Annotated in this window: 4 protein-coding genes; 2 read left to right on the top strand and 2 right to left on the bottom strand. The window is 68.0% G+C overall.

Annotation, left to right across the window (positions count from 1 at the left end):
* Window positions 1–281 precede the first annotated feature (281 nt).
* Both QMO14_RS33030 and QMO14_RS33025 read left to right on the top strand, forming a co-directional pair.
* The gene (locus QMO14_RS33030) at window positions 282–911 is read left to right on the top strand and encodes a 4Fe-4S dicluster domain-containing protein (protein WP_301512342.1); all 630 of its coding nucleotides are present in this window, start codon (window positions 282–284) and stop codon (window positions 909–911) included.
* Window positions 912–915: 4 nt separating this feature from the next.
* A complete protein-coding gene (locus QMO14_RS33025) occupies window positions 916–1,848 on the top strand; it encodes a DmsC/YnfH family molybdoenzyme membrane anchor subunit (protein WP_301512341.1) in 933 nt (310 codons plus the stop codon).
* 16 nt (window positions 1,849–1,864) lie between these two features.
* Here QMO14_RS33025 and QMO14_RS33020 read toward each other — a convergent pair whose 3' ends face one another.
* The gene (locus QMO14_RS33020; RefSeq protein ID WP_301512340.1) at window positions 1,865–2,386 is read right to left on the bottom strand and encodes an Lrp/AsnC family transcriptional regulator; all 522 of its coding nucleotides are present in this window, start codon (window positions 2,384–2,386) and stop codon (window positions 1,865–1,867) included.
* Window positions 2,387–2,486: 100 nt separating this feature from the next.
* Window positions 2,487–3,005, bottom strand: a 519-nt coding sequence (locus tag QMO14_RS33015) for a DeoR/GlpR family DNA-binding transcription regulator (RefSeq protein WP_301512339.1), incomplete at its 5' end; no start/stop codon positions are given.

Here is a 3,005-nt window from a genome sequence, read left to right as displayed (position 1 = left end):
CCGCCCTCGGGCGGGCATGGTCTGCTGTTCATCGCGCCAGCGCTCCAGCGTCTCGACGCCAATACCAGTCTCGTCGGCCACCACTTCCAGCGGCGCGCACTCCGGTGCGAGCAGCCTTGCGACAGCCTTCCTCTTGAAGCCTTGGGAATATCTCGCCACTTCGAATCCTTTCTTTGGGTTCTAAGGAGGCGACAACTATTCTGACGTGGCGGGCCTCCCCCAGAGGGGGAGGGAGCAATGCAACCCAACGCGCCGAGCAGGGCGAAACCCTCGCCAAGCAGTTGGCGCTGGTCATCGACCTCAACGTCTGCGTCGGCTGCCATGCCTGCGTCACCTCCTGCAAGCAATGGAACACCTCCGGCAGCGCCGGCCCGCTGGCCGACGAGCGGCCCTATGCGGCCAACCCCACCGGCACCTTCTTCAACCGCGTGCAGACCTACGAGGCCGGCGCTTACCCGGCCACCGAGACCATCCACTTCCCGAAGAGCTGCCTGCACTGCGAAGACCCGCCGTGCGTGCCCGTGTGCCCCACGGGCGCGAGCTACAAGCGCAAGGAAGACGGCATCGTGCTGGTCGACTACGACAAGTGCATCGGCTGCAAGTACTGCGCATGGGCCTGCCCCTACGGCGCGCGCGAGCTCGATGAAGAACGCCAGGTCATGACCAAATGCACGCTGTGCGTGGACCGCATCTACGACGAGCAGCTGCCCAAGGAAGACCGCAAACCCGCCTGCGTGAAGGCTTGCCCGACCGGCGCGCGCATCTTCGGCGACGTGAAGGACCCGGATTCCGACGTGTCGAAAGCGATCCGCGAACGCGGCGGCTACCAGCTCATGCCCGAGTGGGAGACCGGCCCGGCCAACCAGTACCTGCCGCGGCACGTCACGCCGGCGGCCGGCGCGCGGGAGTAGCCGCATGCATCCCGCGTTCTCCATTCTTTTCTTCACCACGCTGGCCGGCGCTGCGCAGGGGCTGGTGTTCGCGTTGGCACTGGCCACCCTGTTCGGCCTGGCGCTCGCGCCGGGCTTCGTCGGCATCGCGCTGGGCGCGGCCGAGGTGCTGCTTGTCGCGGGGCTGGCCGCCTCGTTCATGCACCTGGGCCGCAAGACGCGCGCGTGGCGCGCGGTGCTGATGTGGCGCACCTCGTGGATGTCGCGCGAGGTGATCGTGCTGCCGGCCTTCATCGCGCTGGTGGCGCTGTGGTGGCTGTCGCTGCGCATGGGCGCGGGAGTGCCATGGTCGTGGCTGCTGCCGGTGCTCGCGCTGTGCGGCTCGCTGCTGCTGTGGTATTGCACTGCGATGATCTACGCCTGCCTGCGCTTCATCGAGGAGTGGGCACACCCGCTGACCATCGTCAACTTCACGCTGATCGGGCTGTCGTCGGGGCTGGTGCTGGCCTGCGCGATGGCGGCGCTGGCCGGCGAAGCGCAATTCGTGCAGGTGTTCGGGCCTTGTGCGCTGGTCGCCACGCTGGCGGCGTGGGCTGCACGCGGCACGGCGCTGCGGCGCAACGCAGGCATCCGGCACAAGTCGACGTTGCAGTCGGCCACCGGCATCCGCACGCAGAAGCTGGTGCAGCAGTCCATGGGCATGTCGGCCGGCTCGTTCAACACGCGCGAGTTCTTCCACGGCGCGTCGCTCGCCGTTCTGGGGAACGTGAAGCTGGGCTTCCAGCTGCTGGCCTTCGTGCTGCCCGCTGTGCTGATGGTGTGGGGCATCGCTGGCGCCGGCGCGCTGCCCTGGCTGCTCGCGGCGCTGGTGCAGGCGCCGGGGCTGCTGGCCGAGCGCTGGTTCTTCTTCGCGCAGGCGCGGCATCCGCAGAACCTGTACTACCAGGTGGTTTCCTGAAGCTCGAGGCGGGTTCCTATCCGCGCCGCGACCCCGCGGCGCGCGGCGTGCCCGGCAGCAGGTGGTCCAGCGGCAGCGCCGTTTCGGACTTGATCTCGCGCAGCACGATGCTCGATCGCACGTGCGTCACGCCGGGCAGGCTGAACAGCACCTCGTGCAGGAAACGCTCGTAGTGCTTCATGTCGGGCACGGTCACGTTGAGGATGTAGTCGGCCGGGCCGGTGGCCGACACGCAGCGGATGATCTGCGGACTCGCGGCCACGGCCTCCTCGAAGCGCTGCACCAGCGTCTCGCTGTGGCGGTCGAGGTTCACCTCGGCCACGGCCGAGACGTGCAGGCCCACGAGCTCGGGGTCGACCAGCGTGGTGTAGCCGCGGATGACGCCGGCGGCCTCCATGTCCTTGATGCGCTTCCAGCAGGGCGTGGGCGAAAGGCCGACGGCCTCGGAGATCTGCTGCACGGTCTGGCGTCCGTCGTGCTGCAGCGCGGAGAGGATCTTGAGGCAGTGCTCGTCGAGTGAAACGGTGCCGGCATTCATCGCGGAGCTCGCGTGTAGTGATGAGGTTCGGAGGGGCCGAGTGCCGATCCCGTCCGTCGTCGCGATTCTCCCCGATCGATGCGTCCGGGCAATGCAGTGCCTATGCGTCGGCGGCGCGCGCGAATTCCAGCGGCAGGTCCTTGAACTGCTTCTTCAGCGAGGCCTCGGGCGAGCCGCCCACCACGATGCGCGCGAAGGCATCGAGCGGGCTGAAGAAGGCGGGGCGCAGCGTGCCGAGCTTGCTTTCGTCGACGATCAGGAAGCTCTGCGACGCGCTGCGGATGGCGGCCTGCTTCACCGGCACCTCGTGGAAGTTGGAGCAACTCGCGCCGCGTTCCAGGTCGATGCCACCCGCCGAGATGAAGGCCTTGTTCACGCCCAGCCTCGCGAGGTACTGCAGGCCCTCGTCGGAGAAGAAGGTGGCCGAGGAGGGGTGGTAGAGCCCGCCCATCAGCATCAGCTGCGTGTTCGGGCGGCGGCTCAGCACTGAAGCGATGTTCGTGGAGTAACACACCACGCTCAGCGGCATCTCCGGCGGCAGCGCCTCGGCGAAATGGACCATGGTGGTGCCGCAGTCGATGAACAGGCTGTCGTGCGGCTGCACCAGTTCGGCGGCGCG

Source organism: Variovorax sp. CAN15 (assembly GCF_030462475.1).
Classification (GTDB): domain Bacteria; phylum Pseudomonadota; class Gammaproteobacteria; order Burkholderiales; family Burkholderiaceae_C; genus Variovorax.
Note: the sequence above shows the minus strand (reverse complement) of the source record. Positions and strands in the feature narration are given on the sequence as shown.